Here is a 24680-nt window from a genome sequence, read left to right as displayed (position 1 = left end):
TACGAGGGTCTCCGCCCGGCACGCCGAGAGCACGCACCAGACGCCGCGGAACCCGCCCTCCGGGCGGACGACGAGACTTTGCGGACACGACCTAGAGGACCACTTCCGCCTCGGCGTACCGCTCCTCGGGGACCGTCTTCAGCGTCTCGACCGCGTCCGCGAGCGGCACCATCACGATGTCGGTACCGCGCAGCGCGGTCATGTTCCCGAACTCGCCGCGGTGCACGGCCTCCACGGCGTGCCAGCCGAACCGGGTCGCCAGCACGCGGTCGTACGCCGTCGGGGTGCCGCCGCGCTGGACGTGCCCGAGGATCACCGGACGGGCCTCCTTGCCGAGGCGTTCCTCCAGCTCCAGGGAGAGCTGGCGGGCGATGCCGGCGAAGCGCTCGTGTCCGTAGATGTCCTTGGCGCCCTCGTCGAAGCTCATGGTGCCCTCGCGCGGCTTGGCGCCCTCGGCGGCCACGACGATGGCGAACCGCTTGCCCGCCTCGAAGCGCTCGCCGACCTTGGCGGCCAGCTCCGCGATGTCGAAGGGGCGTTCCGGCACGACGATGGCGTGCGCGCCGGCCGCCATGCCGGAGTGCAGCGCGATCCAGCCGGTGTGGCGGCCCATGACCTCCACGATCAGCACGCGCTGGTGGGACTCGGCGGTGGTCTTCAGCCGGTCCAGTGCCTCGGTGGCGACGCCCACGGCCGTGTCGAAGCCGAAGGTCACGTCCGTGGCGGCGATGTCGTTGTCGATGGTCTTCGGCACGCCGACGATCGGCAGACCGCTGTCGGACAGCAGCCGGGCGGCCTTGAGGGTGCCCTCCCCGCCGATCGGGATGATCGCGTCGAGCCCGAGCTCCTGGACGTGCCCCCTGGCCCGCTCCACACCGTCACGCAGGTGCGCCGGCTGGACCCGGGACGAGCCGAGCATCGTGCCGCCGCGGGCGAGGATGCCGCTCACCGCGTCGAGGTCGAGCTTGAGGTAGTCGCACTCCAGAAGGCCTTTCCAGCCGTCCCGGAAGCCGATGACCTCGTCGCCGTGGTCGACGACGGCACGGTGCACGACGGACCGGATGACGGCGTTCAGACCGGGGCAGTCGCCGCCGGAGGTGAGGACACCAATGCGCATAGCCCGAAATACCTTCTCCGCGTGGGCCGGGGACCGGACCACGTTGTCCGGCTGGAATCCCCGCCACCCTACCGGCGGGAGGGGGCGGGGCCGCACCGGGCGTCCGCCTGCTGGACGCCCCCGCACAGCTGAGCGGAACCCGTGTCAGACGGGCTCTGCCGAACCGTTTCCCGGGGGCCGCGGGCGGACGGCGCGCGCAGTCTCAGGCGGGCTGCTGAGCCGCCGCGATCCGCTCGGAACGCAGCGCCTCGTACCACCGGTCGTCGATCGGCGGCAGCGCGTTCACGTCGAGCGCCAGCTTCAGCAGCAGGTCTGCGATCAGCGGGTTGCGGGCCAGCACGGGACCGTGCATGTAGGTGCCGAAGACGGTGTCGTTGTACGCGCCCTCGGTGCCGTCACCCGTGCCGTTGCCCTTGCCGAGCCGCACGTTCGCGAACGGGCGCGCGGAGGGGCCGAGGTGGGTGATGCCCTGGTGGTTCTCGAAGCCGGTCAGGGGCGGCAGGCCGAGGCGGGCGTCGATGTCGCCGAGCACGTCGCCGACGCACCGCTCGCCCTCGCCGCGGGTGGAGACCACGTCGAGCAGACCGAGGCCGGGCTCGCGCTGGCCGAGGTCGTTGATGAACTCGTGGCCGAGGATCTGGTAGCCGGCGCAGACGGAGAAGACGATCGCCCCGTTGCCGACCGCGCGGTGCAGGCCGCCGTCGCGGCGCAGCCGCTCGGCCGCCAGCCGCTGCGGCCGGTCCTCGCCGCCGCCGATCAGGTAGATGTCGCCGGAGGTCGGGATCGGCTGGTCGCTGCGCACGTCCACGCGGGCCACGTCGAGTCCGCGCTGACGGGCCCGGCGCTCGACGACGAGAGCGTTGCCCTGGTCGCCGTAGGTGCTGAGCAGGTCCGGGTAGATCCACACCAGCCGCAGTTGGTTGTCAGTCATGGTCATCCTCTTGGGTCAGTTTCCGACGCGGCGGCGCAGGTCCTGGAACGCGGTGTAGTTCGCGATGACCTCGATCCGTCCGGGCGGTGCCTTCTGCACGGCCTGGTCGAGGTTCTCGCAGACCTCGAAGTGCTGGTTGGCGACCTCCAGGCGCACCGCGAGGTCCAGCTTCCGGTCGCCGACGACGAAGATCGGGTGGCCGGTCAGCCGGGTGTAGTCGACGTCCCACAGCCAGGAGGTGTCGGTGCCGTCGGCGCCGCGTGCGTTCACCGACAGGATGACCGGGGTCGGCGGCGGGTCGATCAGCGAGAACGTCTCCAGCCAGCCCGCCGGGTTCTTGGCGAGCAGCAGGCGCAGGTCGCGCTGCATGAACTGCACGACGTCGTAGCGTCCGGCCACCGCCTGCACCTGGTACATGCGCTCCAGGGCGACCTGGGGTGGCACCCCGAAGACGGCGGCGACGGCGGCGGAGGAGGCGGCGTTCGCCTTGTTGGCGCGGCCGGGCAGCTGGAGGTGGATCGGCCAGCTGGAGCCGTGCGGATCGAGGACGTAGTCCCCGGAGAGCGCCCAACTGGGCGTCGGGCGCCGGAAACCGCACTCGTTGCAGAACCAGTCGTCACCGGGCCGCTGCATCACACCGCCGCAGGACGGGCAGGACCAGGCGTCGTCCTTCCACATCTGGCCCGCGGCCACCCACACCACGTTCGGGGAGGAGGAGGCGGCCCACACGACCAGCGGGTCGTCCGCGTTGGCGATCACGACGGACTTGGTGCCGGCCAGGCCCTCCCGCCAGTGCTCGGCGAGCATGCGGGTCTCGGCGGCACGGTCGAGCTGGTCGCGCGAGAGGTTCAGCAGCGCGATGGCCTTCGGGTCGGTGTCGCGCGCGACTCCGGCCAGGTACTTCTCGTCGACCTCGATGACCGCGAACTTGGCGTCGGAACCGCCGGCCAGCGCCGAGGTGATACCGGCGGGCATGTTCGCGCCCAGTGCGTTCGAGACGACCGGGCCCGCGGCGCGCAGCGCCTCCGCGATCAGCCGGGTGGTGGTGGTCTTGCCGTTCGTGGCCGACACCAGGATGACGTCCAGGTGTGTGGCGAGCCGGGCCAGCAGATCGGGGTCGAGCCTGAGTGCCACCCGGCCGCCGATCACCGATCCGCTGCCGCGTCCAGCGGCACGCGAGACAGCCGCGGCCGCCTTGCCCGCCGTCACGGCCAGCTTGGCCCGCGGCGTCAGCGGGTCCGAGTTGCCTGACATCGTGTCCGATCCTCCTTGCGTACGCGCCGCGCCTCTGCCCCCGGCACCGTGTGGCCCTCAGCCTATCGAGATCCACTCACGTGCCCGAATCGCGGCACCGTCACGGTGCCCGCGCGACATTCGCGCGACATTGAGGACCGTACCCTTGCCGCCATGCGACAACGCTCCATCCCGGGCGCCCGAGGGCGAGTCCGGCCCCTCACCCTGCTCGGTGATCCCGTGCTGCACACGCCGTGCGAGGACGTCACGGACTTCGGTCCCCAACTGGCCGGACTCGTCGAGGACATGTTCGCGACGATGTACGCCGCCGAGGGCGTGGGCCTCGCCGCGAACCAGATCGGGCAAGGGCTGCGGGTCTTCGTGTACGACTGCCCGGACGACGAGGACGTCCGTCATCTGGGACACCTGGTGAACCCGCGGCTCGTCGAGGCGGACGGGGTGGTGCTGCGCGGCCCGGAGGGCTGTCTGTCGCTGCCGGGCCTGGAAGCGGGCACCGAGCGGTACGACCAGGCGCTCGTCGAGGGTTTCACCGTGACCGGCGAACCGCTGCGGGTGCGCGGCACCGGCTGGTTCGCGCGGTGCCTGCAACACGAGTGCGACCACCTCGACGGCCTGGTGTACCCGGACCGGGTCACGGGCGTCCGGCGCCGCCGGGTCCTGCGCCGGGCGGCGCGGGCCTCCTGGGCGCACTGACTCCCGCCCACGGGGCGCACGCCTCCGGGCGCGGGTTCTCTGTCGGCGGAAGGTCAGAAGCCGGGCCCGCCCGCCCTGTCGCCGGCCGCCGCCAGCCTGCCCCACAGCAGGTCGGCCAGGCTGCGCACCAACTCGGCGCGGGGGCAGGGACGTTCGCCGAGCCACCAGTCGCCGGCCGCGTGCATCATGCCGACGATGCCGTGCCCCCACACCCGGGCGAGCTGCTGGCTGCCGGGGCCGAGGTCGACGCGCTCCTCTATGACCTGGGCGAGCTCCTCGCCCATGCGGCGCAGCAGCGGGGCGGAGTGCAGACCGACGTCGAAGCCCATGTCGCCCGGCTGGCCGGCCTCCGCCGGATGCATCAGGAAGCGGTACACCTGCGGGCGGGCCTCGATGGCCGAGAGATAGGTGTCCAGCGTCGCCTCCACCCGCTGCCTGCGCTCGGCCGGGGCGTCCAGTGCGGCCCGCAGGGCTTCGAGGAGGGCGTCCGTGTGCCGCTTGGCGAGGGCGGCGTAGAGTCCGCCCTTGTCGCCGAAGTGCCGGTAGAGGATCGGCTTGGTGATGCCCGCCTCGGCGGCGATGGCGTTCATCGAGGCGCCGGGGCCGTCGCGGAGGACCACCCGGTCCGCTGCCTCCAGCAGCTCGCGCCGGCGTCGGTCGGCGGACCTCTGCTGCTCGGTCCGCTGCGTGGTCTCCATGTGCTCTCCCCACCTGTGCTGATTCGGTGACGCCTGCGCAAACTAACACTCACGGACCACGCCCTATCGAACGGGCTGCCGAATGGGATCGGGGAGTTGACTTTCACTACCCGCCGGTAACAGACTCCTGTTACCGCAAGTAACACGCGCAGGCAACGCTGGAGGGGACATGGCCGAGTTCACCATGGAGCTCAACGACGAACAGAAGGAGGTCCGGGACTGGCTGCACGGCTTCGCCGCCGACGTGATCCGTCCCGCCGCCGCCGAATGGGACGAGCGTGAGGAGACTCCCTGGCCGGTCATCCAGGAGGCCGCGAAGGTCGGCATCTACTCCCTCGACTTCTACGCCCAGCAGTACTTCGACGCCACCGGCCTCGGCATCCCGATGGCGATGGAGGAGCTGTTCTGGGGCGACGCGGGCATCGCGCTGTCGATCGTCGGCACCGGCCTCGCCGCCGTGGGCGTCCTCGCCAACGGCACCGAGGAGCAGATCGGCACCTGGATCCCCCAGATGTACGGCGATGCCAACGATGTCAAGGTCGCCGCCTTCTGCTCCTCCGAGCCCGACGCCGGCTCCGACGTGGCCTCCATGCGTACCCGTGCCGTCTACGACGAGGCCAAGGACGAGTGGGTCCTCAACGGCACCAAGACCTGGGCGACCAACGGCGGCATCGCCAACGTCCACGTCGTGGTCGCGGTCGTCGACCCCGAGCTCGGCTCCAAGGGCCACGCCTCCTTCATCGTCCCGCCGAACACGCCCGGTCTGTCCCAGGGCCAGAAGTTCAAGAAGCACGGCATCCGCGCGTCGCACACCGCCGAGGTCGTCCTGGAGAACGTCCGCGTTCCCGGTTCCTGTCTGCTCGGCGGCAAGGAGAAGCTCGACGAGCGCTTCGCCCGGGCCCGTGAGCGCGCCAGGAAGGGCGGGGAGCGGGTGAAGAACGCCGCGATGGCGACGTTCGAGGCGTCCCGCCCGGCGGTCGGCGCCATGGCCGTCGGCACCGCCCGCGCGGCGTACGAGGAGGCGCTGGAGTACGCCAAGACCCGAGAGCAGTTCGGCCGCCCGATCATCGACAACCAGGGCGTCGCCTTCCAGCTCGCCGACATGCGCACGTCGATCGACGCGGCCCGCCTGCTGGTGTGGCGCGCCTCCTGGATGGCGGTGAACGGCAAGCCGTTCACCGCGGCCGAGGGCTCCATGTCGAAGCTCTTCGCCAGCGAGACCGCCAAGAAGGTCACCGCCCAGGCGGTGCAGATCCTCGGCGGCAACGGCTTCACCCGGGAGTACCCGGTGGAGCGGATGCACCGCGACGCGGCGATCTACACCATCTTCGAGGGCACGAGCGAGATCCAGCGCCTGGTGATCGCCCGCACCCTGTCGGGGATGCCGATCCGCTGAACGGCTCCACGGACACGTCCGTGGGGTTCGCGAAGGCGTGCGGGCACCCCGGCGGCACGACGGTCACCGTGCCCGGGGTGGCCCGCTCGATCCCGTTTCCCGTGCGGGACCGCAGGCGGGGGGCGCACCGTACGGCCGTGACCCGGCGGCACGAGCAGCGCTCGAGCGGGTTCGGGGCCCCTGGCGGCTCGGCGAGGAGACGGCCCCTCTGTACGGCTGTCTCCTGCGGGTCTCCGGGAGCCGGTTCCGGCACGCCCCGTGGGAGCGCGGCCGGCATACGGGCCGGCCGGGGCCGGCCGGCCCGGGGGCGGGCCGACGCACCGTCAGTTCGTCGTGGTCCCGCTGCTGTGCGCGATGCAGGCGACGTCGATCCGGTCGGCGAGCTTGGCGAGTTCGATGGTGAGCGTCGCGACCGTGTCCTCGTCGAGACCGTCCTGGCCGGCCTCCACCAGATGCAGCCACCGGCCGCCCACCGTGCGCAGCAGTTTGCTGACGTCGGCGGCCGAGACCTGCAGCGTGCCGCGGTCGTCGACGATCAGAGGGAGGGTCACTTCGCGGTTCACAGGGGGGATCGTAGCTGCCGGACGCTCACGCTCCGTGCCACACCGTGGTGATGTTGCAGAACTCTCGGATTCCGTGCGCCGACAGCTCACGTCCGTAGCCGGACCGCTTGACCCCGCCGAACGGGAAGGCCGGATGGGAGGCCGTCATCCCGTTGACGAACACGCCGCCCGCCTCCAGGTCCCGGACGAACCGGTCCACTTCGGCCTCGTCGCGCGTCCAGACGTTCGAACTCAGTCCGAACGGGGTGTCATTGGCGATCGCGACCGCCTCGTCGAGGTCGGCGGCCCGGTAGAGCGTGGCCACCGGCCCGAAGGCCTCCTCGTGGTGAATGCGCATCTCGGGGGTGATGTCGGCCAGGATCGTCGGGGCGTAGTACCAGCCCGGACCGTCGGGGCGCTCGCCGCCGCACAGGACCGTCGCACCGCTCTCCACCGCGTCGTCGACGAGTTCCTCCAGGTCACTGCGGCCCTGCTCGGTGGCGAGCGGTCCCACGTCCGTGCCCTCGTCCATCGGGTCGCCCACCGTGAGCTGCCCCATCGCCGCCGTGAAGCGTTCGGCGAAGGCGTCGAACACGTCCGTGTGGACGATGAACCGCTTGGCCGCGATGCACGACTGCCCGTTGTTCTGGACACGCGCCGTCACCGCGGTCTTCGCGGCCTGGTCGAGGTCGGCCGACGGCATGACGACGTACGGGTCGCTGCCGCCCAGCTCCAGGACCGTCTTCTTGATCTCGTCCGCGGCGACGGAGGCGACCGCGCGGCCCGCCGGCTCGCTTCCGGTGAGGGTGGCCGCCTTGATCCGCGGGTCGCGCAGAATGTCCTCGATCGCGCCGGAGCCGATCAGCAGCGTCTGGAAACACCCGTCGGGGAAACCCGCCCGGCGGAACAGGTCCTCCAGGTAGAGAGCGGTCTGCGGCACGTTCGAGGCGTGCTTGAGCAGGCCCACGTTGCCCGCCATCAGCGCGGGCGCGGCGAACCGGACGACCTGCCACAGCGGGAAGTTCCACGGCATGACGGCCAGGACCGGGCCGAGCGGCCGGTAGCGCACGATCACCCGGGAGGCGCCGGAGTCGCGGGCCGCCGACTCGCCCGGCTCCTCGTCCGCGAGGAGTTCCCCGGCGTGGTCGGCGTACCAGCGCATCGCCTTGGCGCACTTCGCCGCCTCGGCGCGGGCCTGCTGGAGCGGCTTGCCCATCTCGGTGGTCATGATCCGCGCGATCTCGTCCCGGTCCTCGTCCAGGAGGCCGGCGGCCCGGTGCAGCAGCCGCGCGCGCTCGGCGAGGGACGTGGTGCGATAGGTGCGGAACGTGGCCGCGGCGGTGGCGAGCCTGCGCTCGGTCTCCTCGGTGCCGAGGGCGTCGTACGTCTTGAGCGTCTCGCCGTTCGCCGGGTTCACCGTCGCGATGGGCATGGCCGACCTCCTGGGAGCGGGGCTGTTCTGTGACCCTCCCGCGCCGCGCGGTACACCGCAACGCGGAGGGCTCTTCGGGGAACCGGTGCCGCCTTGCGGACGCCGGCTCTCAGTCCGAGTGCTCCATGAGCCGGTCGAGAAACGCCGCCTGCGCCGGCACGATCACCGCCCGGGCCCGCTCCAGGCCGCACCATTGCACCCGGTCGAGCTCCGGGAACTCCTGCACGCGCCCGGACTTCGGGGGCCACTCCATCTCGAAGGTGCCCGGGACCACCGCGGCCGGGTCGAGGTCGGCCTCGATCGCCCAGGCCGTCACGATCTTCCCGTTGGACTGCCGGACCTCCCCGAGCGGTGTCGCCACGCCCTCGGGCGGCGGCAGCCCCAGCTCCTCCTGGAACTCGCGGCGGGCGGCGTCCCAGGCGGGCTCGTCCGGCTCGTACTCGCCCTTGGGCACGGTCCACGCGCCGGCGTCGCGCCGGGCGAAGAACGGGCCGCCCATATGACCGAGGAGCACCTCGGTCCCGTCGCCGGCGCGCCGGTACAGCAGCAGGCCCGCACTCCGTCTCACCGTCACTTCGCCACCTCCGGGTGGGCCGCCAGGAGGGTCGCGACGGTGTCGGCGCCGGCCGGGGTCTTGTCCTCGCGGTAGCGGATCACCCGGGCGAAGCGGAGCGTGACGCCGGCCGGATAGCGGGTGGACCGCTGGAGGCCGTCGTAGGCGATCTCGACGACGAGTTCGGGGCGTACGGTCACCACGTGGCCGTTGTCGTCGACGGCGAGCTCCCGCAGCCGCTCCGTCTGCCAGGCCAGCATCGCGTCCGTCATCCCCTTGAACGTCTTGCCCAGCATCACGAAACCCCCGTCCTCGCCGCGGGCGCCCAGATGCAGGTTGGAGAGCTTGCCGGTGCGCCGCCCGTGGCCCCACTCCGCGGCCAGCACCACCAGGTCGAGCGTGTGCACGGGCTTGACCTTCAGCCAGGACGCGCCGCGCCGGCCCGCGCTGTAGGGAGCGTCCAGCGCCTTGGCCACGACGCCCTCGTGGCCGCGGGCGAGCGTGTCCGCGAGGAACGTCTCGGCGGAGTCGGCCTCCTCGGAACCCGGCACGAGGGTGCGCCGCACGCGCATCGGCTCGGGCACCAGCCGTGCCAGCTCGGCGTGCCGCTCGGCGAACGGCAGGTCCAGCAGATCCCGGCCGTCGACCGACAGCGCGTCGAAGAAGACGGGGGAGACGGGCACCGCGGCGGCGGCCGTCGCCACGTCCAGGCGCGAACCGACGCGCCCGGCGATCTCCTGGAAGGAGCGGGGCCGGCCGCCCTCGTCGAGCGCGATGACCTCGCCGTCCAGGATGAAACGCTCCCCGTCCAGCTCCAGCGCCGCCGCGGTCAGCTCGGGCAGCCGGCCGGTGATGTCGTCGAGCGTGCGGGTGTAGACGCGCACGCGGTCGCCGTCCCGGTGGACCTGTACGCGGATGCCGTCGAGCTTCTCCTCGACGGCGCACGGGCCCAGCTTGCCGACCGCCTCGGTGACGGACGCGGCCGTGTGCGCCAGCATCGGCAGGACCGGCCGGCCCACGGTGAGGCGGAAACCGTCCAGGGCGCCGGGGCCGTCCGCGAGCAGTGCCTGCGCCACGGTCTGCAGCGACCCGGCGAGCATCACCGCCCGCCGTACGTCGGCGGGGGGCGCCCCCGTCGCCACGGCCAGCCCTTCGACGGCGACGGCGTCCAGCGCGCCCTGCCGCACCTCGCCGGTCAGCAGCCCGAACAGGAAGCGCTGCTCCGCCTCGGTGGCCGCCGCCAGCAGCTCGGTCATCAGGTGCCTGCGTCCGGCCTGGGAGCCGGTGCCGGTGACCGCGCCGAGCCCCGTCAGGCGGGCGTCCACCTCGCGCACGGTCAGCGTGGCTTCTGCGGCGGGCGGGACCGGTGTGCCGAGGAGTTTCCAGCCGACGCCGAGCCGGCCCTGGGGCAGCCGGCCGGCCAGATACGGGATGACGATCGGTACGTCGTCGGCGTCCGCGTCCCGGAACAGCTCGGCGAGCAGAGCGATCTTCCGGGACCGCGCCGAGGTGGCGGCGACCTCCTGGGACACGTGGGCGAGCCGGCTCAGCAGCATGCAGCCATGGTGCAACGGCGCCGCCCCGCGCACACCCTCAAGGGCCACCGGGACCGGCCGGAGTCCGATGATCCGTTGCCGGTGAGCTGGTGAGCGAGTGCAGCCGATGCAGCTGTTGCTGCCGCCGGTCGCGTCGCCGTCGCCGGCGCCGCGCCGGGTGATCAGCCGCGGGCGATCGCCGCGTCGATGTCGCCGAACACCAGGTCGCCGTTGAGGGCGGCAGCCGCCCGGTATCCGGCGCTCGCCGCGTTCACGACCTGTTCGGCGTGGCTGGTCGCGTTGCCCGCCGCCCAGACGCCGGGCACGGTCGTGCGGCCGGTCTCGTCGACCACCGGGTACGTGCCGAACGCGGTCTCGTGGAACTCGGCGCCCAGCTTCTCCAGCAGCTCCGTGCGCGGCGACAGGCGGGCCGCGACGAAGAGCACGGCGCGGTCGTGGACCGTTCCGTCCGCGAGGCGGATCCCGGTGAGCCGGTCGTCGGCGGTCACGAGACCGGCGACCTCGCCCGGCACCACGTCGACCCCGGCTGCGGCGAGCCTGCGCAGGTCCTCGTCCGGGAGCGTGTCCTCGTCGACCGTGTGCAGGAACAGCTGCACGTCCTTCGACCAGTGGCTGACGATCAGCGCCTGGTGGACGCTCATCGGGCCGGTGGCCAGCACCCCGAAGGGCTCGTCCCGGACCTCCCAGCCGTGGCAGTAGGGGCAGTGCAGCACGTCCCGTCCCCAGCGCTCGGCGACGCCCGGCACCGGCGGCAGCTCGTCGGCCAGCCCGGTGGCGACGACCAGCCGGCGGGCGTGCACCGTGCGCCCGGCGGCGAGCGTCACGTCGAACTCGCCCGCCTCGTCCCGGGACACGTCCACGGCCCGGTCCCGGACCAGCTCGACGCCGTACCGCTCGATCTCCCGCCGTCCCTCGGCGAGGAACTCGGCCGGCGGCATGCCGTCGCGGGACAGATATCCCTGCATGTGCGCGGCGGGTGCGTTGCGCGGCTCGCCGGCGTCGACGACGAGTGTCCTGCGCCGGGCCCGGCCGAGTACCAGCCCCGCCGACAGTCCGGCCGTACCGCCCCCGACGACGACGGCTTCGTACCTCTCGGTCATGGTGACCACCTCCGCCCTGACAGTCGCCCGGCAGCCGCCGTCTTGACAAATGCCTTTGCTGAATCTGCAATACGTTCATGAGCGACACAGGCACAGGTGCAGGCGGAGAACCGGCGGACGGGACGGGTGCGGACGCGGTCCTGGCGGGCGTCGGTCCAAGGCTGCGGCGGATCCGCAAGGAGCGGGGGGCCACGCTCGCGGGCCTGTCCGAGGCGACCGGCATCTCCGTGAGCACGCTGTCGCGCCTGGAGTCCGGGCTGCGCAAGCCGAGCCTGGAGCTGCTGCTGCCGATCGCCCGCGCCCACAAGGTCGCACTCGACGAGCTGGTCGGCGCCCCGCCGGTCGACGATCCGCGCGTGCGTGCCAAACCGATCCAGCGCAACGGCCGTACCCACTGGCCCCTCACCCGGCAGCCCGGTGGACTCCAGGCCTTCAAGGTCCTCGAACCCGTGCGCCGGCAGGAACCCGACCCGCGGACCCACGAGGGCTACGAGTGGCTGTACGTGCTCTCCGGGCGGCTGCGGCTCGTCCTCGGCGAGCACGACGTGGTGCTCGGTCCCGGGGAGGCCGCCGAGTTCGACACCCGTGTTCCGCATTGGTTCGGCTCCACGGGGGAAGGACCGGTCGAGTTCCTGAGTCTCTTCGGTCCCCAGGGGGAGCGCATGCACGTCAGGGCGCGGCCCACCAGGGCGTCCGCTCCGTGACGGACGCGACTGTTCCCTGATCGGCAAGCGACCGCTTAGTATGCGACGAGCCCGGTCAGACGACGCAGTCCCGTGGAGGCCCCGCATGCAGGCATGGCAAGTGCACCAGAACGGCGAGCCGAGCGAGGTGATGCGGCTCGCGGACGTGGAGCGGCCGGTGCCCGGTGAGGGCCAACTGCTGCTCAAGGTGCGCGCGGCGAACATCAACTTCCCGGACGCGCTGATGTGCCGCGGGCAGTACCAGGTCCGGCCGCCGCTGCCGTTCACCCCCGGTGTCGAGATCTGCGGCGAGACCGAGGACGGGCGCCGCGTCCTCGCCAACCCCGCGCTGCCGTACGGGGGTTTCGCCGAGTACGCCGTCGCGGACGCGGCCGCCGTCCTGCCCGCGCCCGACGCACTCGACGACGCCGAGGCGGCCGCCCTGCACATCGGCTACCAGACGGGCTGGTTCGGTCTGCACCGGCGCGCCCGCCTGGAGGCGGGGGAGACGCTGCTCGTCCACGCCGCAGCCGGAGGGGTCGGCAGCGCCGCTGTCCAGCTCGGCAAGGCCGCCGGCGCCACCGTCATCGGCGTGGTGGGCGGGGCAGACAAGGCCGCCGTCGCCCGTGAACTCGGCTGCGACGTCGTCGTCGACCGACGCGCCGAGGACGTCATCGGCGCCGTGAAGGAAGCCACCGGCGGCCGGGGCGCCGACGTGATCTACGACCCCGTCGGCGGCGAGGCGTACACCCAGTCCACGAAGGTCGTCGCCTTCGAGGGCCGGATCGTCGTCGTCGGTTTCGCGAGCGGGACCATCCCCAGCCCCGGCCTGAACCACGCGCTGGTCAAGAACTACGCGATCCTCGGCCTGCACTGGGGCCTGTACAACACCAAGAACCCGAAGCTGGTCCAGCACTGCCACGAGCAGCTCACCGAGCTGGCCGCACGCGGTGCCGTCAAGCCGCTGATCAGCGAGCGCGTACCACTGAGCGGCGCCGCGGCGGCAGTTCAGCGCGTCGCCGACGGGACCACGACGGGACGCGTCGCCGTGGTCCCCTCGCCGGAGAACGGAGCAGACGCATGACCGACGCCACACGCGAGGGCGGCGCACTCGACGCCGCCGGCCTGCGCCGCCGCACCCTGGAGCTGCTGGCCGCGCACCCGCCCGCGAGCACGGACCGCCTCGACTTCCTCAGGGCCCGCTTCGGCGCCGGGCTCGCCTGGGTGCACTTTCCCGAGGGACTCGGCGGTCTGGGCGTGCCACGCACCCTCCAGGCCGTCGTGGACGGCGAGCTGGAGGCCGCGGGCGCCCCGGACAACGACCCCCGGCGCATCGGCATCGGCCTGGGCATGGCCGCCCCGACGATCCTCGGCTACGGCACGGAGGAGCAGAAGCGGCGCTTCCTGCGCCCCCTGTGGGTCGGCGAGGAGGTCTGGTGCCAGCTCTTCAGCGAGCCCGGCGCCGGGTCCGACCTCGCCGCGCTCGGCACCCGCGCCGTCCGCGAGGGCGACACCTGGGTCGTCAACGGGCAGAAGGTCTGGACGTCCAGCGCCCACGTGGCCCGCTGGGCGATCCTCATCGCCCGCACCGACCTCGACGCGCCCAAGCACCGCGGGATCACCTACTTCGTCTGCGACATGAGCGACCCGGGTGTCGAGGTGCGGCCACTGCGCCAGATCACCGGCGAGGCCGAGTTCAACGAGGTCTTCCTCACCGACGTGCGCATCCCCGACGCACACCGCCTCGGCGAGGTCGGGGACGGCTGGCGGGTCGCGCAGACCACGCTCATGAACGAGCGCGTCTCCATCGGCGGCATGCGCATCCCGCGCGAGGGCGGCATGATCGGCCCCGCCTCGAAGACCTGGCGCGAGCGCCCCGAGCTGCGCACCCACGACCTGCACCAGCGACTGCTGAGACTGTGGGTCGAGGCCGAGGTCGCCCGGCTCTCCGGGGAGCGGCTGCGCCAGCAGCTCGTCGCGGGCCAGCCCGGCCACGAGGGCTCCGCCATGAAGCTCGGATTCGCCCGCCTCAACCAGGAGATCAGCGGCCTGGAGGTCGAACTCCTCGGTGAGGAAGGCCTGTTGTACGAGGACTGGACGATGCGGCGGCCCGAGAAGGTGGACTTCACCGGCCGTGACGCCGGCTACCGCTACCTCCGCTCCAAGGGCAACAGCATCGAGGGCGGGACCACCGAGGTCCTGCTGAACATCGTCGCCGAACGCGTGCTGGGTCTCCCCTCCGAGCCGCGCACCGACAAGGACGTCGCCTGGAAGGACCTGGCCCGATGAGCGATCTGCTGTACTCGGAGGAGGAAGAGGCGCTGCGCGCCGCCGTCCGCGGTCTCCTCGCCGACCACTGCGACGCGGCAGGCGTCATCACCCGCACCGAGAGCGACGCCCCGCACGACCGCGCCCTGTGGAAGGCACTCACCGAGAGCATGGGCCTCGCCGGCCTCCTCGTCCCCGAGGAGCGGGGCGGCCAGGGCGCCACCCATCGTGAAGCCGCCGTCGTCCTGGAGGAGTTGGGCCGCGCCGTCGCGCCCGTGCCCTATCTGACCAGTGCGGTCGTCGCCACGGAGGCGCTGCTGGCCTGCGAGAGCGACGAGGCCACCACCCTGCTGGCCGCCCTGGCGTCCGGCCGGACGATCGGCGTGCTCGCCGTCGCGCTGTCCGTCGCCCCGGGCGTCACCCCCAAGGCCGTACGCCATGAAAACGGGGCCCTGCACGGGGAGTTGACCGGCATCGCGGACGCGGCCGCCGCCGACGTCCTGCTCGTCCCCGCCGAGGACGGCGCGCTGTACGCCGTGGACGCGGATGCCGTCACCCTCACGCCCCAGGTCTCCCTCGACCTCACCCGGCCCCTCGCCACGGTCGTCCTCGACGGGGCACCGGCGCGCCGGCTGAGCCCCGACGCCGCGCCGGCGATCAGCCGCGCCCTGCGGTCCGGCGCGGGCCTGCTCGCCTCCGAGCAACTCGGCCTCGCCGACTGGTGCCTGACCGAGACGGTCCGCTACCTGAAGGAACGCAAGCAGTTCAACCGGCCCGTCGGCGGCTTCCAGGCGCTCAAGCACCGGCTCGCGCAGGTGTGGCTGGAAGTAGTCAACCTGCGCGCCGCCGCCCGCAACGCCGCCGACGCGCTCGCCACCGGCAGCGCGGACACCGCGGTTGCCGTGGCCGTCGCCGGGGCCTACGCGGCGCCGGTCGCCGTGCACGCCGCCGAGGAGGCCCTCCAGCTGCACGGCGGCATCGGCATGACCTGGGAACACCCGGTCCACCTCTACCTGAAGCGGGCGAAGGCCGACTCCCTCGCCTACGGCACGGCCGGCAGACAGCGGGAGGAACTGGCCGAACTGGTCGACCTGCGCGCGCCCTGACGCCCGGCACGCCTTCCGCCGCATGGCCCGCCCTCCGGGGCGGGCCATGCCTGTGTGCTGCGCCGAGGAAGTGAACCCGCGACGGCAGTCCGGCCAACTCCCCGCACAGCCCTGCTCCTTGAGGACCGGGGGACCGCATACTCTCCCCGACCCGACTTCGCTCGAAGGGGCGGTGCTCCCGCCTGCCCCGCAGGGCACCTCCAGGGAGGCAGAGCATGGCCCTCACCACCCGCCGCAGAGCCCTCACCACCCTCGGCGCCGCCCTCGCGGGCACCGTCGCGCTGCCCCCCGCGCTCGCGCGGGCCGGCGAGCGCCGGCACCGCCCGCGTCCCCTGTGGCGCGCCCACGCGCACAACGACTACGAACATCCGAGGCCACTCCTCGACGCCCTCGACCACCGCTTCGGCAGCGTCGAGGCCGACATCTACCTGGTGGGCGGCCAACTCCTCGTCGCGCACGACCCGGCCGACCTGGACCCGGCCCGCACCCTCGAGGCCCTCTACCTGGACCCCCTCGCCGCCCGCGTCCGGGCCCAGCACGGCTCGGTGTACCGGGGGCACCGCAGGCCCCTGCAACTGCTCGTCGACCTCAAGACCGAGGGCGCCTCGACGTACCTCGAACTCGACCGCCATCTGTACCGCTACCGGCACCTGTTCACCGCGTACGCGCACGGGCGGGTGCACCCGGGAGCCGTGACCGCGGTGATCTCCGGCGACCGGGCGGCCCGCGCCCCCATGGAGGCACAGAGCGTGCGGCGTGCCTTCTACGACGGCCGCCTCGCCGACCTCGGCAGTGCCGCACCCGCCTCCTTCGTCCCGCTGATCAGCGACAACTGGACCCTCAACTTCACCTGGCAGGGTGTCGGCCCGTTCCCCGACACCGAGCGGCAGAAGCTGCACGGCATCACCGCCTCGGCACACGCCCGCGGGCAGCGGGTGCGGTTCTGGGCCACCCCCGACCTGCCGGGACCGGCGCGTGACGCCCTGTGGGGCGAACTCCTCGCCGCCGGCGTCGATCACCTCAACACGGATGACCTGGCCGGGCTCCAGGCATTCCTCGACGCTCACGACAGGCCGTAGAACACCACACGTTCGGAGGACACGTCAGCCGCCCGGAAGGACCCTCCGCTACGCGACACTTGCGGCCGAACGCCGCGGTGCCGACGTGGCGGAGGAGGTTGACGATGGCCATTTCCATCTCTGTGGTGGTGCTGCTGCTGATCCTGGCGGTGGTCTTCGTGCGCAACGGCGCGCTGAAGCTCTCCCACGCCGTGGTCTGCGTCATGCTGGGGTTCTACCTGGCGAGCACGAGCATGGCGCCGACGATCAACGAGGGGCTCACGGCCACCGCGAACATCGTGAGCAGCCTGAACCCCTGACGTCAGGACCGCGCGAACACACCGATGCCGTTGGGCACCGGCCGCTCCGCCCCACCGCTGGGGTGATTGCGTACGGTGACGGCGGCGGCCCCGGGATCCCGGGCCACCAGCGTGGTGGAGCCGCCGCCGTCCAGACTGAAGGCGTCCTCGGAGCCCAACCCGCGCAGGGTGTCCGCCACTTCGGCGACGGTCAGACCGCTGCGGTACGCGGGTGCCCCGTCGACGGCGAACAGGAGCAGGCGGCGCCCGCCGTCCGCGACGCCGGCCGCGGTCCGTACGGCCGACGTCGTGTCGTCCAGACCGGGCAGCGGCCGGCCGCCGGTGAGGACCGGACAGCCGCCGAGCGCGAAGCGGTACGCGACCCGCGAGTGCGCCGCCACCAGACGGTGCCGCACCCGGACAGCCTCACCCGTCGACAGCTTGCGCAACCGCTGTGCCCCCGCCTCCCGGCCGACCAGGACGGTGGTGTCCGCGCCGATGGGACCGGCGCCGGGCGTGTCGGCGGCGGAGACGACCCTGCCGTCCCTGACCGTCACCTCGTAGGTGTCCGAACTGCAGGGCGCGGCGCGGTCGGTGTCCGTGCCGCACACGGCCCGGGCCCGCGAGACGCCGCCCCAGGCCGAGGTGAACGCCCCGACCGAACCCCGGGGCAGCGCGTACTGGTTGAGCCCGCCGAGTGCGAACTGCCCGTCGCGGGTGCGCACGGAGCCGTCGAGCGCCATGCTGTCCAGTCTGGCCCTGCCGTCGACGCCCACGCCGAGGACGTCCTTCGTGGTGGTGCCGGGCGGCAGTGCGGGCCCGAAGCGCTGTCTGTCCGGGACCGCGGCCTTCAGCACCCGCCGGTTCGCGATCGCCGGGCCGACGGGTGCGCCCGTCGCCTCGACCCCGGGATGCTGGGTCTCGGTGATGTTGAAGAAGTCGCCGTTGACGCCCGCGACGGCGCCCAAGGAATCGGCGAGCTGTGAGACGGGAGCCCGGGACGCCACGACGCCCGGGTACAGCAGAGCCACGCTCGTACGGGAGTTGCGCAGGTCGACGGTCAGCAGATGGGCGTGCGTCACGCCCTTGGCCGCCTGCACGTCGAACTCCGTGTAGCGCACGCCCGGCGCGATCTCCGTGCCGTCGTCGGCCGCGCCGGCCGGCGCCGCTGTCGTCAGCGCCGCTCCGGCCAGCGCGCTCCACGCCGCCAGAGCCGTCAGTACCGTCTTGAACCGTGCGGTGCGACGCGTCACAGTCCCCCCTGATGTCTCGTCAACTGTCCCAGGACTTCAGGGGAGTGCACCAGACGGCGGGGCCGCGTCGGCGGCTACGTGCCGACGACGCGGGAACGGATCAGAAAACGCACCCCTTCGGGTGCCTCCAGCGAGAAGCCGCTGCCCCGTCCCGGCACGACGTCGACGATCAGCCGGGTGTGGCGCCACACCTCGTACTGGCTCCTCGACATCCAGAACGTGACCGGTTCCCCGGCCCCGTCCACCTCCAGTTCGGCGAGGAGGATGTCGGAAGCGCCGGTGCGGAACTCGCCGGCCGGAAAGCACATGGGGGCGCTGCCGTCGCAGCAGCCGCCGGACTGGTGGAACATCAGCGGTCCGTGGAGGGCGCGCAGCCGTGCCAGCAGCGCGGCGGCGGCCGGGGTCAGTTCGACGCGGGGAGTCGTGTCCACTGCGGTGGCTCCCGTCCTCGGGATGTCGGGCGCGCCACGGTGCCGTCCCGTGGCCGGGTTCAGCCAACTCCCCGGCACGTTGCACGGACGTTGCGCGGCGCGGCGCCACCGGAACGGCCACCGCCCTGGCTTCAGCCGCCGATCGGCCGTCGGCCGTCGGCTGCCGGACATCGGCCGTCGGACAACGGCTGACGGCCGACGGTCTACGGCCGACGGTTGAGGGCGGTTACGAGCCGGGGCCCGGCGCGACGGTTCCGTCCTCAGGGTCCGCGGCTTCCCACATGCGTATCACCGTGTAGGTCTCCCCGTCCCTGGGCGGCCGCGTCCAGGAGCGGGTGGTGAACGTGTGCAGCCGTCCCCTCACGAGGGCGTGCCGCGGCAGACGGACACCGAACTCCTCGGTCACCGCCGCCAGCAACGGCCTTTCCGCCTCGGCGCCGCCCTGCGCGCCACCGAAGAACCGGTCCGGGTCCAGCGCCCGCGGTATCTCCCCGCTCGAGCGGACCTCGCCGTCCGTGTACGTGAACGCGTACTCCTCCGCACCGTCCCGGGCCACCGAGAGGTGGAAGAACGGTTCACCGTGCCACGCCCTCAGGCCGCTCCACACCACCACGACGCGGGTGCCCGCGCTGACGGCAACGGCCGGTGAGACGAACCGCAATGGGTTGAACGGGGCGGGGTCGCCGTCGAAGGCGAAGCTCCAACCTGTGCCGGCCCGGCCGACCGCCATGAGAGCCCTGTCGTCATAGGACGAACTCTCCCTCCGGTTGCGCCCTTCGCGTGCCTCCCAGGCGGTCGCCGGTGCGTTCAGCACGGTGCCGTCCCCGTTCGTGAGGCGTCCGGGCAGCTCCTGCGGCTCCACACCCTCCACCAGGACGAACCGGTAGGACGTACGGTTGTTGCCCGGGTCCGGCTCCGCGAGCCACGTCAGGTCACCCGGGTCGAGCCCGGCGGTCGGCCGCGGTGCCTCACCCGACTGCCCGCCCCGCGGGGTGGACAGCAGCTCGCGGCCACGCTCCGGGGTCAGCAGCGGCCCGAGTACGGGATCGGCCACCCATCCCAGGGGCGCCAAGTGGTCCGGTCCCAGCGGTTCCCACAGGGGCAGCGCGTCCCGCAGCATCCGCCATGCCGCGTCGGTGTCCCCCCACCGTGCCAGCTCCCGAGCCCGCTCGACCGCCTCTCCGAACGGTCCGGCCGCCGCGTACCGGTACGTGCCGTTCCGCAGCTGATCCAGAGTCGCGTAGGCCAGCGACACCACATGGTCATCGGCGCCCCGCAGATGGAACGGCAGCGTCGAGTCGTCCCGGTACGAGTGCGCCGCGTGCTCGGCGACCAGCGGCGGCAACAGCTCGGGCGCGTATCGCGGGTCCGTCACCAGGCCGTCGAAGTCGACCGCGTGGGTCTCTTCGAGCAGGCGGCGGATCTGGTCGCCCAGCCCGGCGGCCCGCGGCCTGCCGTACTCCTTGGCTTCTGCCAGCGCCTTCCCGGCCCGTTCCCAGCCGCCGCGCAGCGCCTCCAGCCGGGCCTCCTCCACCTGGGCGTCCAGCCTTCGCGTCGTGTCGTTGGCGAACACCGGCTCCCCGTCACTCCGGTGCGCCCGCAGGCTGTGGAACTCGCGGTGCATGTCCCGCATGAACGCGAGGAAGTTCGCGTGCCGCTCGGGTGGCGCGGCACGCCAGCTCGCCCACGTGTAGACGGCCCACTCGCCGTCCTCGTCCACGTCCTCGGGATCCAGGAGGACGTGGGTGATGTCGGATTCCACGTCGAGCTGCAGCCCGCGCCGCCAGACGCCCGCCTCCCGACGCTCCTCGGGCCCGGCGTCCTCGTCCAGGTACTCCTCGTACATGTCCGCGAGCCCCGACTCGTTGCGGTGCCAGTGCGCGTCCGCGGTCCCGGCCAGCAGCCACACGAACCCGCCCGCGTGCCGCCACCCGTCGCTGACCTTCAGAAACTCCCGGTACGACGGGGGCATCCGCCGACCGAGACGCTCCTCCATGGCCGCGATCCGCTCCTCCGACGCGGGCGGGAACCCCAGCCACCGCGCCCGCAGCGCGACCTCGTCGTCCGTGCTCCGCGTCTCGTCGGCCGGCAGGGAATCCGCCCATTCGGCGCTCCACTCGAGCAGGAAGGGCCGCCAGTCGAATGCCGTGATGTCCGTCATGGTCCCGATGCTGCCACCCAGCACTGACAGCGCTCCGCCGACTGGAGACGGAGCACGAGATGGCTCACTGTGCCTTCCGATCGGACATGCAACTCCAAGGTGCCCGGATCCGGCGGACGGCGGGGCGGGAGCACCGCCCGAATCCAGGGTTTGCATGTCTAGAAGAAGCCCAGCTTCTTCGGTGAGTAACTCACCAGCAGGTTCTTCGTCTCATGGTGGTACACGCCCCGCATCTGGCATGACCAGCAGGAATGATGCCTGGTGCGGTCGTCGGCGGGACGACCGGCCCGTGAACGGTCCGGATCTTGATCCTCGAACCCGATGCAGGGGGCCTCAGCAAAGTGCTGACGTGTTCCGGCGGGATCGGGCCGACCTCCGCAGCGGTCCTCTTCCCGGGGTGTATCCGTGCTGTGCGGGGAATGCGCCCAGCATCACCTGGCACGTGCGGGTCGCCACCGGAGGTCCCTGGGGGCGCGGCCTGCTGTGACTTCTCCCACCCGCTCTTGCCGGGGCGAGAAGCGCTTGCCTACGTTCGGTCCCATGTCCTCCCATGGCCGCGCCGTTCCAGGCGACCCGCTCCCGACGATCGACCTGGACGTCGACCTGAGCTCACACGAACTGCTCCGGCGCGCTCATGTCCTGGACGCTCTCGGCCCCGACTGGGACCCCGTCGCCGCGCTGCGCGGCGAGGAAGCGGCGTATGAGCTGCTGTATTCCGGCCTCAGCGCGGAGCAACAGCGCGTGTACGACGAGCTGGTCTCGGCCGGTGTGCTGCCGCGGAGAGGGGGCGGCGATGCTGCCGCTTGACCCGCACGCGGACATCGGGCGTCGCGCCTGGGTGGCCTGCCCGAACTGCGACGACCGTCGCGGGTGCGCCACCTGCGAGCAGGGGCGCACCTGCTCCGAGCACTGGCGCTACCTGCTGTCCCACGTCGGCAGCCTGCTCCACCTGCAGTGCCGGTCGTGCACCCACATCTGGGCACACGAGACCCACTTCGGTGTGAGGCCGGACGGCGGATCGGCGCCCGCTTTCGGATGATCCCACCGCCTGTCGTCGGGAACGGCAGGCCGCCTTGCCCGAGGATCGCGTCCGGCGGCCATCCCTGCCTGCCGTTCGTCCGTCCCGGAGGCAGCCGTGCACATCCTGCTCCTAGCCAGTGCATTCAACAGCCTCACCCAGCGTGTCCACGCGGAGCTGCGCGACCGTGGCCACACCGTGGCGGTGGAACTCGCCCTGCCCGGTAGCCCGTTGCCCGAAACCGTGCGGCGGCACGCTCCGCAGCTCATCGTGGCGCCGATGCTGAAAACGGCGATTCCCGAGGAGGTATGGGCAGCGCACACCTGCCTCATCGTCCATCCGGGGCCCGTGGGCGACCGCGGTCCCTCCTCCCTGGACTGGGTGATTCACGAGGGCGTCGACCAGTGGGGCGTCACCGTCCTGCAGGCCGACGGGGAGATGGACGCCGGTGACGTGTGGGCCTGTGTACCGTGCCGGGTCCCTCCGGTTCCCAAGAGCGAGCTGTACCGGGGCGAGATCGCCGACGCCGCGCTCAAGGCCGTCCTGCTCGCGGTGGAGCGCTTCGCCGAGGGAACCCACGTACCACGCAAGCAGGACGTGGCACCCACGGCCGACGCCCGTCTGCGCCCCCGCCCCTACCTCGACCAGAGCATCCGGCGAATCGACTGGACCGAGAATTCCACGCAGGACGTCCTGCGCAAGCTGAGAGCGGCGGACTCCCAGCCCGGTGTGCTGGACGTCCTGCTCGGCCGTGAGTGGTATCTGCACGGCGGTCATCCCGAGAGCGTGCTGCGCGGCCGCCCGGGCGAGCTGCTGGCCATCAGGGCCGGGGCGGTGTGCCGGGCCACCAAGGACGGCGCCGTGTGGATCCCCGAGCTGCGGCCCCGGCGCGTGCCCGGGCAGCCGCCCACGTACAAACTGCCCGCCGTGCGGGCACTGGGCGACCTGCTGCCGCCCCTGCCCGATCATGCCTTGCCCCTGCTGCCCGAGGTGCGGCACCGTACCTGGACGGACATCCGCTACCGGGAGGACGGGAACGTCGGGTTCCTCTCGTTCTCCTTCCCCGGCGGCGCCATGAGCACGGAGCAGTGCCGACGTCTGCTGGGCGCCTACCGGGAAGCGTGCGAGCGGCCCACGTCCGTACTGGTGCTGGGCGGCGAACGGGACTTCTTCTCCAACGGGATCCACCTGGGCGTCATCGAGGCCGCGGACGACCCCGCTGCCGAGTCCTGGGCGAACATCAACGCCATCGACGATCTGGTCGAGGCTGTCCTGACGACGACGGACCGACTGGTGGTCGCGGCGGTCGCGGGCAACGCCGCGGCGGGCGGGGTGATGCTCGCCCTGGCGGCCGACGAGGTGTGGTGCCGCTCGGGCGCCGTACTGAACCCTCACTACCGCCTGATGGGCCTGTACGGCTCGGAGTACTGGACGCACACCCTGCCCCGCAAGGTGGGTCCCGCGACGGCCGAACGGCTCATGCGTGAGGCTCTGCCGGTGAGCTCGGCGGGCGCACTGCGCCTCGGGCTCGTCGACCGGGTAATCGACTGCGGTCCTGACGCGTTCGCGCGGGAAGTCGGCGGCCTGGCGGCCCGTCTGGCGTCACTGCCGGCGACGGCGTCACGGATCACCGCCAAGAAGACGGAGCTGGACCGGCTGGAGAGCGTGACCCCGCTGGCCGGCTTCCGTGAGCAGGAGCTGGCCCGCATGCGCCGGACCTTCGACGACCCGGACGCCCCGTACCACTCGCTGCGTCGTTCCTTCGTCCACAAGGAGCGGCCGGCGTGCACCCCGCCACACCTCGGTCCCGCCCAGGTTGCGCAAACCGGTCCCACCCCCTCCGCCCCGGATGTCACCGGAACGGCCCTCAATGGCGTCTCACCACGACCGAGCGGCTGATACGAAGAGAAGCGATGGTCGAAATCTGGGCTTTCATCCCTAACCTCCCCAGGAGGCGGTCCCATGACTGAGGCGACGCCGGACACGGTCGACGCTGCGGACGCGAGCGGCGCGCCCGCCGACGAGGCACCCACGATCCACATTCTCTGGATCAACGCGGGGCTGAGCTGCGACGGAGACTCGGTCGCGTTGACCGCGGCCATGCAGCCCAGCATCGAGGAGATCGTGCTCGGGGTGCTGCCAGGCCTTCCGAAGATCGCCGTCCACTGGCCGCTCATCGACTTCGAGTGCGGTCCGGTCGGCGGCTCGGACACGTTCATCGAGTGGTTCTTCAAGGGGGAGCGGGGTGAGATCGACCCGTTCGTGCTGGTCGTCGAGGGCTCCATCCCCAACGAGGCGATCAAACCCGAGGGCTACTGGTGCGGCTTCGGCGACAACCCGGAGACCGGCCAGCCGATCACCACAAGCGAGTGGATCGACCGGCTCGCGCCGAAGGCACTGGCGGTCGTCGCCATCGGCACCTGCGCCACCTACGGCGGCATCCACGCCATGGCGGGCAACCCGACCGGCGCGATGGGCGTGCCCGACTACCTCGGCTGGGACTGGAAGTCCCACGCGGGCATCCCCATCGTGTGCGTCCCCGGCTGTCCGATCCAGCCCGACAACTTCTCCGAGACGCTCACCTACCTGCTCTACCAGGCGACCGGCGCCGCCCCGATGATCCCGCTGGACGACAAGCTGCGCCCGACCTGGCTGTTCGGGGCCACCGTGCACGAGGGCTGCGACCGCGCGGGCTACTACGAGCAGGGCCAGTTCGCCCTGTCGTACGACTCGCCGACCTGCCTGGTCAAGCTTGGCTGCTGGGGCCCGGTCGTCAAGTGCAACGTGCCCAAGCGCGGCTGGATGAACGGGATCGGCGGCTGCCCCAACGTCGGCGGCATCTGCATCGCCTGCACCATGCCCGGATTCCCCGACAAGTTCATGCCGTTCATGGACGAGCCCCCCGGCGCCAAGCTGTCCAGCAACGCCAGCGGAGCGTACGGCGCCGTGGTCCGCAAGCTGCGGTCGATCACGGCCAAAACGGTGGACAAGGAGCCCAAGTGGCGCCAAGCCGGAGACAAGATCACCACCGGATACCGACCCCCGTGGTGAGTATCCGCCGCAGGTAGTCCGCTCCCTGCTCCGTGCACCCCCACACGAACCTCCCGCGCAACGAAGGGCACGGCACACAG

Annotated in this window: 24 protein-coding genes; 12 read left to right on the top strand and 12 right to left on the bottom strand. The window is 72.2% G+C overall.

Features of this window, described 5'->3' with window-relative positions; translation table 11 throughout:
* Positions 1-91 precede the first annotated feature (91 nt).
* The 3 genes from AC069T_RS03555 to AC069T_RS03545 all read right to left on the bottom strand — a co-directional run bounded on the left by AC069T_RS03555 (position 92) and on the right by AC069T_RS03545 (position 3302).
* The gene (locus AC069T_RS03555; protein ID WP_358853752.1) at positions 92-1117 is read right to left on the bottom strand and encodes a 6-phosphofructokinase; all 1026 of its coding nucleotides are present in this window, start codon (positions 1115-1117) and stop codon (positions 92-94) included.
* Between the two features lie 202 nt (positions 1118-1319).
* On the bottom strand, positions 1320-2048 hold the full coding sequence (locus AC069T_RS03550; protein WP_358853751.1) for a type 1 glutamine amidotransferase: 729 nt from the start codon (positions 2046-2048) through the stop codon (positions 1320-1322).
* Between the two features lie 15 nt (positions 2049-2063).
* Positions 2064-3302 carry a MurT ligase domain-containing protein gene (locus AC069T_RS03545; RefSeq protein WP_358853750.1) on the bottom strand — a complete coding sequence of 413 codons (1239 nt, stop codon included), beginning with the start codon at positions 3300-3302 and terminating at the stop codon, positions 2064-2066.
* Positions 3303-3455: 153 nt separating this feature from the next.
* Here AC069T_RS03545 and def point away from each other — a divergent pair, with 153 nt between their 5' ends.
* The gene (gene def, locus AC069T_RS03540) at positions 3456-3995 is read left to right on the top strand and encodes a peptide deformylase (protein WP_478781117.1); all 540 of its coding nucleotides are present in this window, start codon (positions 3456-3458) and stop codon (positions 3993-3995) included.
* Positions 3996-4048: 53 nt separating this feature from the next.
* On the opposite strand, the gene AC069T_RS03535 is transcribed toward def, so the two are convergent.
* The gene (locus tag AC069T_RS03535) at positions 4049-4693 is read right to left on the bottom strand and encodes a TetR/AcrR family transcriptional regulator (protein WP_478781116.1); all 645 of its coding nucleotides are present in this window, start codon (positions 4691-4693) and stop codon (positions 4049-4051) included.
* A gap of 169 nt (positions 4694-4862) precedes the next feature.
* On the opposite strand from AC069T_RS03535, the gene AC069T_RS03530 reads away from it, so the two are divergent.
* Complete coding sequence (locus AC069T_RS03530; RefSeq protein WP_358853747.1) at positions 4863-6089, top strand: acyl-CoA dehydrogenase family protein; 1227 nt, start codon at positions 4863-4865, stop codon at positions 6087-6089.
* A gap of 323 nt (positions 6090-6412) precedes the next feature.
* Here AC069T_RS03530 and AC069T_RS03525 read toward each other — a convergent pair whose 3' ends face one another.
* From AC069T_RS03525 to AC069T_RS03505, 5 genes are all read right to left on the bottom strand, one after another.
* Positions 6413-6652 (bottom strand): DUF6213 family protein, encoded by a 240-nt coding sequence (locus AC069T_RS03525; RefSeq protein ID WP_358851145.1) that lies wholly within the window; start codon positions 6650-6652, stop codon positions 6413-6415.
* A 25-nt stretch (positions 6653-6677) separates the two neighbouring features.
* Positions 6678-8063, bottom strand: a complete 1386-nt coding sequence (locus AC069T_RS03520) for an NADP-dependent succinic semialdehyde dehydrogenase (protein WP_478781115.1) — start codon at positions 8061-8063, stop codon at positions 6678-6680.
* Between the two features lie 109 nt (positions 8064-8172).
* Positions 8173-8637, bottom strand: coding sequence for an NUDIX hydrolase (locus tag AC069T_RS03515; protein WP_478781114.1), 465 nt, complete (start codon positions 8635-8637; stop codon positions 8173-8175).
* Positions 8634-10172 carry an ATP-dependent DNA ligase gene (locus AC069T_RS03510; protein WP_478781113.1) on the bottom strand — a complete coding sequence of 513 codons (1539 nt, stop codon included), beginning with the start codon at positions 10170-10172 and terminating at the stop codon, positions 8634-8636. Before AC069T_RS03510 ends, AC069T_RS03515 begins: the two co-directional genes overlap by 4 nt.
* A 161-nt stretch (positions 10173-10333) precedes the next feature.
* A complete protein-coding gene (locus AC069T_RS03505; RefSeq protein ID WP_478781112.1) occupies positions 10334-11272 on the bottom strand; it encodes an NAD(P)/FAD-dependent oxidoreductase in 939 nt (312 codons plus the stop codon).
* A gap of 77 nt (positions 11273-11349) precedes the next feature.
* Here AC069T_RS03505 and AC069T_RS03500 point away from each other — a divergent pair, with 77 nt between their 5' ends.
* The 6 genes from AC069T_RS03500 to AC069T_RS03475 all read left to right on the top strand — a co-directional run bounded on the left by AC069T_RS03500 (position 11350) and on the right by AC069T_RS03475 (position 16707).
* Positions 11350-11976 (top strand): helix-turn-helix domain-containing protein, encoded by a 627-nt coding sequence (locus AC069T_RS03500; protein WP_358851149.1) that lies wholly within the window; start codon positions 11350-11352, stop codon positions 11974-11976.
* 85 nt (positions 11977-12061) lie between these two features.
* Complete coding sequence (locus tag AC069T_RS03495) at positions 12062-13039, top strand: NADPH:quinone oxidoreductase family protein (protein WP_478781111.1); 978 nt, start codon at positions 12062-12064, stop codon at positions 13037-13039.
* Entirely contained in the window at positions 13036-14244 is a 1209-nt protein-coding gene (locus AC069T_RS03490; protein WP_478781110.1) for an acyl-CoA dehydrogenase family protein, read from the top strand. The genes AC069T_RS03495 and AC069T_RS03490 overlap by 4 nt, the downstream gene beginning before the upstream one ends.
* On the top strand, positions 14241-15329 hold the full coding sequence (locus AC069T_RS03485) for an acyl-CoA dehydrogenase family protein (protein ID WP_478781109.1): 1089 nt from the start codon (positions 14241-14243) through the stop codon (positions 15327-15329). Before AC069T_RS03490 ends, AC069T_RS03485 begins: the two co-directional genes overlap by 4 nt.
* Before the next feature lie 215 nt (positions 15330-15544).
* Positions 15545-16408 (top strand): phosphatidylinositol-specific phospholipase C/glycerophosphodiester phosphodiesterase family protein, encoded by an 864-nt coding sequence (locus AC069T_RS03480; RefSeq protein ID WP_478781108.1) that lies wholly within the window; start codon positions 15545-15547, stop codon positions 16406-16408.
* A 104-nt stretch (positions 16409-16512) separates the two neighbouring features.
* A complete protein-coding gene (locus AC069T_RS03475) occupies positions 16513-16707 on the top strand; it encodes a hypothetical protein (protein WP_478781107.1) in 195 nt (64 codons plus the stop codon).
* 2 nt (positions 16708-16709) lie between these two features.
* Here the strand turns inward: AC069T_RS03475 and AC069T_RS03470 are convergent, their stop codons facing one another.
* From AC069T_RS03470 to AC069T_RS03460, 3 genes are all read right to left on the bottom strand, one after another.
* Entirely contained in the window at positions 16710-17939 is a 1230-nt protein-coding gene (locus AC069T_RS03470; protein ID WP_478781106.1) for a phosphodiester glycosidase family protein, read from the bottom strand.
* A gap of 74 nt (positions 17940-18013) precedes the next feature.
* The gene (locus AC069T_RS03465) at positions 18014-18370 is read right to left on the bottom strand and encodes a DUF779 domain-containing protein (protein WP_478781105.1); all 357 of its coding nucleotides are present in this window, start codon (positions 18368-18370) and stop codon (positions 18014-18016) included.
* Between the two features lie 226 nt (positions 18371-18596).
* Positions 18597-20531, bottom strand: a complete 1935-nt coding sequence (locus AC069T_RS03460; protein WP_478781104.1) for an SMI1/KNR4 family protein — start codon at positions 20529-20531, stop codon at positions 18597-18599.
* A gap of 540 nt (positions 20532-21071) precedes the next feature.
* Between AC069T_RS03460 and AC069T_RS03455 the strand changes: the two genes are divergently transcribed.
* From AC069T_RS03455 to AC069T_RS03440, 4 genes are all read left to right on the top strand, one after another.
* On the top strand, positions 21072-21338 hold the full coding sequence (locus AC069T_RS03455) for a DUF6400 family protein (protein ID WP_266555699.1): 267 nt from the start codon (positions 21072-21074) through the stop codon (positions 21336-21338).
* Positions 21325-21570 carry a hypothetical protein gene (locus AC069T_RS03450; protein WP_478781103.1) on the top strand — a complete coding sequence of 82 codons (246 nt, stop codon included), beginning with the start codon at positions 21325-21327 and terminating at the stop codon, positions 21568-21570. The genes AC069T_RS03455 and AC069T_RS03450 overlap by 14 nt, the downstream gene beginning before the upstream one ends.
* A 96-nt stretch (positions 21571-21666) precedes the next feature.
* Positions 21667-23448 carry a hydrogenase maturation protein gene (locus AC069T_RS03445; RefSeq protein ID WP_478781102.1) on the top strand — a complete coding sequence of 594 codons (1782 nt, stop codon included), beginning with the start codon at positions 21667-21669 and terminating at the stop codon, positions 23446-23448.
* A 63-nt stretch (positions 23449-23511) separates the two neighbouring features.
* Entirely contained in the window at positions 23512-24600 is a 1089-nt protein-coding gene (locus AC069T_RS03440; protein ID WP_478781101.1) for an NADH-quinone oxidoreductase subunit B family protein, read from the top strand.
* The last annotated feature ends 80 nt before the right edge of the window (positions 24601-24680 follow it).

The sequence above is a fragment of the Streptomyces sp. NPDC043867 genome, from assembly GCF_056435845.1.
This window is presented reverse-complemented; position numbering and strand designations above follow the sequence as displayed.

Bases quoted from the DNA above. Each gene is read 5' to 3' on its own strand.
- AC069T_RS03555 (WP_358853752.1), bottom strand. From the start codon at position 1,117: ATGCGCATTGGTGTCCTCACCTCCGGCGGCGACTGCCCCGGTCTGAAC.
- AC069T_RS03550 (WP_358853751.1), bottom strand. From the start codon at position 2,048: ATGACTGACAACCAACTGCGGCTGGTGTGGATCTACCCGGACCTGCTC.
- AC069T_RS03545 (WP_358853750.1), bottom strand. From the start codon at position 3,302: ATGTCAGGCAACTCGGACCCGCTGACGCCGCGGGCCAAGCTGGCCGTG.
- def (WP_478781117.1), top strand. From the start codon at position 3,456: ATGCGACAACGCTCCATCCCGGGCGCCCGAGGGCGAGTCCGGCCCCTC.
- AC069T_RS03535 (WP_478781116.1), bottom strand. From the start codon at position 4,693: ATGGAGACCACGCAGCGGACCGAGCAGCAGAGGTCCGCCGACCGACGC.
- AC069T_RS03530 (WP_358853747.1), top strand. From the start codon at position 4,863: ATGGCCGAGTTCACCATGGAGCTCAACGACGAACAGAAGGAGGTCCGG.
- AC069T_RS03520 (WP_478781115.1), bottom strand. From the start codon at position 8,063: ATGCCCATCGCGACGGTGAACCCGGCGAACGGCGAGACGCTCAAGACG.
- AC069T_RS03510 (WP_478781113.1), bottom strand. From the start codon at position 10,172: ATGCTGCTGAGCCGGCTCGCCCACGTGTCCCAGGAGGTCGCCGCCACC.
- AC069T_RS03505 (WP_478781112.1), bottom strand. From the start codon at position 11,272: ATGACCGAGAGGTACGAAGCCGTCGTCGTCGGGGGCGGTACGGCCGGA.
- AC069T_RS03500 (WP_358851149.1), top strand. From the start codon at position 11,350: ATGAGCGACACAGGCACAGGTGCAGGCGGAGAACCGGCGGACGGGACG.
- AC069T_RS03495 (WP_478781111.1), top strand. From the start codon at position 12,062: ATGCAGGCATGGCAAGTGCACCAGAACGGCGAGCCGAGCGAGGTGATG.
- AC069T_RS03490 (WP_478781110.1), top strand. From the start codon at position 13,036: ATGACCGACGCCACACGCGAGGGCGGCGCACTCGACGCCGCCGGCCTG.
- AC069T_RS03485 (WP_478781109.1), top strand. From the start codon at position 14,241: ATGAGCGATCTGCTGTACTCGGAGGAGGAAGAGGCGCTGCGCGCCGCC.
- AC069T_RS03480 (WP_478781108.1), top strand. From the start codon at position 15,545: ATGGCCCTCACCACCCGCCGCAGAGCCCTCACCACCCTCGGCGCCGCC.
- AC069T_RS03475 (WP_478781107.1), top strand. From the start codon at position 16,513: ATGGCCATTTCCATCTCTGTGGTGGTGCTGCTGCTGATCCTGGCGGTG.
- AC069T_RS03460 (WP_478781104.1), bottom strand. From the start codon at position 20,531: ATGACGGACATCACGGCATTCGACTGGCGGCCCTTCCTGCTCGAGTGG.
- AC069T_RS03455 (WP_266555699.1), top strand. From the start codon at position 21,072: ATGTCCTCCCATGGCCGCGCCGTTCCAGGCGACCCGCTCCCGACGATC.
- AC069T_RS03450 (WP_478781103.1), top strand. From the start codon at position 21,325: ATGCTGCCGCTTGACCCGCACGCGGACATCGGGCGTCGCGCCTGGGTG.
- AC069T_RS03440 (WP_478781101.1), top strand. From the start codon at position 23,512: ATGACTGAGGCGACGCCGGACACGGTCGACGCTGCGGACGCGAGCGGC.